Raw genomic sequence first — 5,253 nt, 5'->3', positions numbered from 1 at the left:
GAGACCATCAAAATCAAAGACCGTCAGTTTGATAAACTCGTCCCGGTAGAAACGCGTATCAAAGAAGTTTCTGATTTGTCCGATTCGGTCACCGAAATGACGCAAGAGATTCAGCATCACGAGCAACAGCAAGAAGAGTTTGTTGAAGCCTTTATTCGCCTTATTGCGCAAGCGATCGATGACAAGTCTCCTTATACTGCAGGGCACTGTAATCGTGTTCCAGAAATTGGTTTGATGTTGGCAGAGGCGGTAGAGAAGTGCGACACCGGTAAGTTCAAAGATTTTAAATTCAACAATGACGATGAACGACGTGAATTCCGTATCGCGGCTTGGTTACATGACTGTGGCAAGATCACCACGCCAGAACACATCGTTGATAAAGGCACTAAGTTAGAAGCCAACTATAACCGCATCAATGAAATTCGCACTCGTTTCGAAGTACTAAGGCGAGATGCTGAAGTGGAAATGTGGAAGTCGATATCTACTGGTGAGCTGTCAAAAGAAGAAGCGCAAGCCAAGTTCGACCAACGAGTTGTGCAGTTGGACGAAGACTTCCGATTTGTGGCCAACGCCAACGTGGGGGGCGAGTTCATGAGCGACGATAAGATTGAGCGCATTAAACAAATCGCCCAGCAAACTTGGTTGCGTCACTATGATGATCATCTTGGTCTTTCTCCATTTGAAGAAATGATTAAACCAAAATCTGAGGTGACGTTGCCAGTGGTCGAAAACCTTTTAGCGGATAAACCTGACCATATTATCGAGCGCGTTCGCCCAATGGAATTTGCACCCGAGCATGGCATTAAGGTGCAAGTGCCAGAGCATCAATATAACTTGGGTGAAGTGTACAACCTGACGATTTCTCGCGGGACGTTAACACCAGAAGACCGTTTCAAAATTAACGAGCATATGATCAGCGGCATCAAAATGTTGGGGGCACTGCCATTCCCTCCGGAGTTAAGCAACGTACCGCGTTATGCTTCGACTCACCATGAGACGTTGAAAGGCACTGGCTATCCGCGTCGGTTGAGTGCAGAAGATTTATCAACCCCAGAACGCATCTTGGTGATCGCAGATATTTTTGAAGCGTTAACCGCAGGGGATCGACCTTACAAGAAAGCCAAGCCAGTGAGCGTTGCGGTCGACATCATGTACAAGATGGCACTGGATGAGCATTTGGATATGGATTTGTTCTTGTTGTTCTTAGAAAGCGGGGTTTACCGTGACTATGCCAACAAGTTTATGCCAGCTGAACAGGTTGATGAGGTGGATATTGAGAAGTATCTGAAGTCTAAATCATCAGACGCGAATGAGATCTTAAAACAAACATAGCGATGCTACGCATTGAGCTAGGACGCTGTAGAGTTGTCGTTCATATCGCCCACGCCTTCTATTTTGTTATTTGTCTTATCACTATCAACGACGCCATACACCAAAAGAATTTATTCCGCGAGCCACAAAGCGCCTTTTTGAAAAGGACAACGCTTGAACGACAAATTAATTAGATGACTCTCTAGAGGTTAATTTGATACTTGGTTCGCTTTTGCTTGTTGAACCGTAGAAAGGCCGCAGTTAAGTTGCTTGGCTACCGCTCGCATCGAGTATCCTTTCTTTAATAGCCGATTGATGTCCTCATACCGATCTAAATCTGGTTTGCGGCCAAACTGAACACCTTTTTCTTTGGCTTTCGCAATACCTTCTAATCGACGCTCGTTGATGATGGCGCTTTCAAATTCAGCGACTGCACCCAGCATACTGAGCATCAAATCCTGAAATGCATTCTTTTCACTAGTGAAGTGAAGGTTCTCTTTGTGAAATTTCACTGAGCAACCTTTGCCAGTGATCTGATCGATGAGTTCACGCAAATCTTTCAGGTTACGTGCTAAGCGATCGATAGAGTGGATATTGATGTGATCACCAGAATTGATAAAACGGAGCAAAGATTCCAATTCTGGACGTTTTGCATTTTTACCAGATGCCTTATCTATAAAAATGCGATCGCAAGGTACTTTATCAAGTTGTCGTTTGGTATTTTGAATTTTTGTTGATACGCGAAGATAATTGAAGGTCAGTTTTCTCATGTTGTGCTCGGATATAATTATATTCGAGTTCAGCATGTGTTCGGGGCTTATTGGGTCGTTTGTGAGCATATAATGATTTTGGTTCGCATGAGGCATAATCAAAAAGAACTTGGTTCACTTATTGTGAACTGTTTTTTTTGATTTATACTGTGCGCATAATGTGAACAATGAATTGTGTGATGCACGTAATAAGTAAAAGACCATTTAATGATGCGAAGAAAAAATTCCCTACATGTGCTGAAGCCCTAGATGCCACGTACAAGACATTGCACGTAAGTAGAGCTAAAAATCCAGAAGAGTTAAAAGCGTTGTTTCCGTCATTAGGTAATTGCAAATACAGGGATAAGTTGTGTGTTATTGATATTTGTGGAAATAAACTAAGACTGATGGCCTACATTAAATTTACAAAAGGACGATTGTATGTAAAACATATTGTGACTCATGTAGAGTATGATAAAATTATCAAAGCTTACAGAAGTGAGAGGAAAAAGTAGGAGGTTCTATGAATATCGCAAGAATGAAAGCTCTTTCTAATCAAATGATAGAAGTTATGCCTTGGATTAATGGTATTGAAACTTCGGATGAATACGAGCAGCTTATTTCTCTGATGGATGAATTGGTTGAGGATTATGAAAATAATCATGTGATAATTGATCTGTTATCCCCTGTTATAGAAAAGTACGAAACAGAAGCCGATGAGTTTAAAGAGTTCAATTACATTATTGATAATTTGGAACCGGGTTTGGCCATGCTTAAGGTCATTATTGACCAAAATGATATGAAATTATCTGACTTTAAAAACGAAATTGGAGCTAAATCTACGGTGTCAATGATATTGAATGGCTCTCGATCTTTGACTTTACGTCATATTAGAGCGTTGTCTGAACGATTCAATATTCCTCCATACATGTTTGTTTGATTTGTTAGTAAAAAAACATGATTTTATTTAGTTAAAATCATACTGGTTCGACTATTTGTGTTTTAATGAGAAAGAATGAAAACAATATCACTATTTAACAACAAAGGTAGCGTAGGTAAAACAACTTTAACTTGGAACTTAAGTGTTGCATTATCAGCTAAAGGCAAGTCAGTTTTACTTATAGATTTTGATCCTCAATGCAACCTTTCAATAGCATTGTTAGGAGAAGACGGCTTTTCTAAACTTTTAGAAAAGGATTCGAATAACCCTTATGGAAAAACAATAAAAGCTTTTTGCCAACCTTTTATTCAGCAAGACATCCCCCCAGTCGTTCATACATTTTGAACCATCCCATCCAATGGAGTCTGGAGCAGGGCGCTTAGATATTGTGCCTGGTGATTTTTGGTTAAATAACCTTTCAGATATCATTAGCGTAGGTACGGATTTAATTGCTGGTAATGCTGTTACTCGATTTTTAATTCCAAGCTTGATTGCAAATAAAGCACAAGAGATAAATGATTGTGAATATGATTATGTTCTGATTGATGTTCCCCCGTCATTTAATACCATTGTAAGATCAGCTTTGTATTGTTCTGCTTATTGCATTGGTCTTATTGGTGAAACTTTACCTAAATTTAGAGATGACTGGGAACAAGGTGTTAAACGAAATTCATCACATAGTAATCCTTTAATTTCTCAAAAAGGTGAGCCTAAATTTGGAGGGTGGATTTTTAATGGTTTTGATAAAAGGAGAAATCCGGGGCATACCGTATCAACAGAAATATCAGCAGATGCTGCACATAGAGATAAAATAATAGATTCTGTTCGTACTGAACTACGTTCAAAATTATCGGTAATTACGGCTTACTCACCAGTACCTGCTTTTACACCAAATACACCAATTGCGAAAGTGGAAGACCTTAACGTTATGGCTCCTGATAGCATATTACAAGGTGTCCCACTTCGTTATCTAGATACCGTACGTCCAACTCGTCGTGCTTGGTCTGGCCCTCAAACCGCTCTTATGCGTTCAATGTCGGCTGAACATGATCAATTGGCTGATTATATAATAGCTAATTTGATTTAGATTAATGCCATAATCAGTCAGTACTGATTGTATTAAAGATGTTGTGTTGTTTGTTATCATCGCAATCAAGAATGCAATATCTTTGATATTAAACTCAATGAAAGAAGAAATGGTCACATAGCAATGTGATCATTTTGAAATTGTAGCAACACTTTAACAGCTGTTTTCATCATAATTAGATGTAATGGGGCTCTAAGCCGGATCCGCCGAAAATTCCGAAATCTATATATCCTTAATAACTTTTGTTATATGCATTATTCAATTATATACGCATGGGTAACACTACAGAGGTATGTTTGATGTGCACTCAAAACAAACATAGTGAGAGATTTATATGGTACGGGATTTCATTGCCATATTGGTGGAATTAATATTACTCTGGCAGAGATTTTTAATCTAACCTGATTGAACGTTACTTGCTCAATATATATTTGTATCCGGTTTGTAAATTGAACGATGTTTTTATGATCAAAAAGTTAGTTGAGATGATTAGCGGATATGCAAGTGAGGAAGGGTTTATGGTATACGGAACTCGTCGAACAAGTAGGCAATACTACTACGATTTGACCATATCACAGCGACACATTACCGTTTACCTAAATGGTAAAACAGAGCCTTGCTATTGGATCGAATCCATTAAAGATGGTGCCACTTTTGCTTTCTCATTCTCTGATTGCTACAGATTGGCAGAAATAGTCCCATCTCTTACCTACGAATAAAGAGCATGTGGTCATCGAAAGTTAACGCCCATCAATTTGAGTACGGCAATAATGATGACAGCAATAACAAATACTTCAAACATAGTTCCTCCTGTGCGGCGTTTTTCAAGATAGTTGACGCTAGCGCTAGTTTCTCAAGGACCTGTTGTAAGCAAAGAGCAGGATAAAGGCCTCAAGCATTGCTGTAATACTGCTTACATTAATGCCGTCAGTGGCTCTAAGTCCGATAAGAATCCCTAAAAATCCGCCCACAAATACACTGTCACGCCTAAGAGGAACGTTGCTGGACATCCACTGCTGTCGTTATAAGCTATTTAGCTGATACCAGTCCTAGATAAAACACTCACTGTTTTTTCCTCATCAGCCTATTACTTTTAATCATAGTGCATGATACAGATAAGAGAGAAAAATAGATGACTTTTTTTTGATTTTCAGCCCTAAACCACC

Annotated in this window: 7 protein-coding genes; 6 read left to right on the top strand and 1 reads right to left on the bottom strand. The window is 39.2% G+C overall.

Annotated features, from left to right (window positions below; all coding sequences use genetic code 11):
- Positions 1-1,332: HD domain-containing phosphohydrolase (locus H735_RS29395; RefSeq protein WP_042980828.1), on the top strand; the 1,332-nt coding region annotated here is incomplete at its 5' end.
- 188 nt (positions 1,333-1,520) lie between these two features.
- On the opposite strand, the gene H735_RS29390 is transcribed toward H735_RS29395, so the two are convergent.
- Positions 1,521-2,081 (bottom strand): recombinase family protein, encoded by a 561-nt coding sequence (locus H735_RS29390; RefSeq protein WP_202906001.1) that lies wholly within the window; start codon positions 2,079-2,081, stop codon positions 1,521-1,523.
- A 167-nt stretch (positions 2,082-2,248) separates the two neighbouring features.
- Here H735_RS29390 and H735_RS29385 point away from each other — a divergent pair, with 167 nt between their 5' ends.
- The 5 genes from H735_RS29385 to H735_RS31180 all read left to right on the top strand — a co-directional run bounded on the left by H735_RS29385 (position 2,249) and on the right by H735_RS31180 (position 4,806).
- Positions 2,249-2,575 carry a type II toxin-antitoxin system HigB family toxin gene (locus H735_RS29385; protein WP_337588689.1) on the top strand — a complete coding sequence of 109 codons (327 nt, stop codon included), beginning with the start codon at positions 2,249-2,251 and terminating at the stop codon, positions 2,573-2,575.
- Positions 2,576-2,583: 8 nt separating this feature from the next.
- Positions 2,584-3,000: a helix-turn-helix domain-containing protein gene (locus tag H735_RS29380; protein ID WP_020196148.1), complete on the top strand. Its 417-nt coding sequence runs from the start codon at positions 2,584-2,586 to the stop codon at positions 2,998-3,000.
- Positions 3,001-3,075: 75 nt separating this feature from the next.
- A complete protein-coding gene (locus H735_RS31495; RefSeq protein WP_020196149.1) occupies positions 3,076-3,345 on the top strand; it encodes a ParA family protein in 270 nt (89 codons plus the stop codon).
- Between the two features lie 13 nt (positions 3,346-3,358).
- Positions 3,359-4,087, top strand: a complete 729-nt coding sequence (locus H735_RS29375; RefSeq protein WP_020196150.1) for a ParA family protein — start codon at positions 3,359-3,361, stop codon at positions 4,085-4,087.
- A 518-nt stretch (positions 4,088-4,605) separates the two neighbouring features.
- Positions 4,606-4,806, top strand: a complete 201-nt coding sequence (locus H735_RS31180) for a hypothetical protein (protein ID WP_152447628.1) — start codon at positions 4,606-4,608, stop codon at positions 4,804-4,806.
- The last annotated feature ends 447 nt before the right edge of the window (positions 4,807-5,253 follow it).

The sequence above is a fragment of the Vibrio owensii CAIM 1854 = LMG 25443 genome, from assembly GCF_000817815.1.
Taxonomy (GTDB): Bacteria; Pseudomonadota; Gammaproteobacteria; order Enterobacterales; family Vibrionaceae; genus Vibrio; species Vibrio owensii.
Note: the sequence above shows the minus strand (reverse complement) of the source record. Positions and strands in the feature narration are given on the sequence as shown.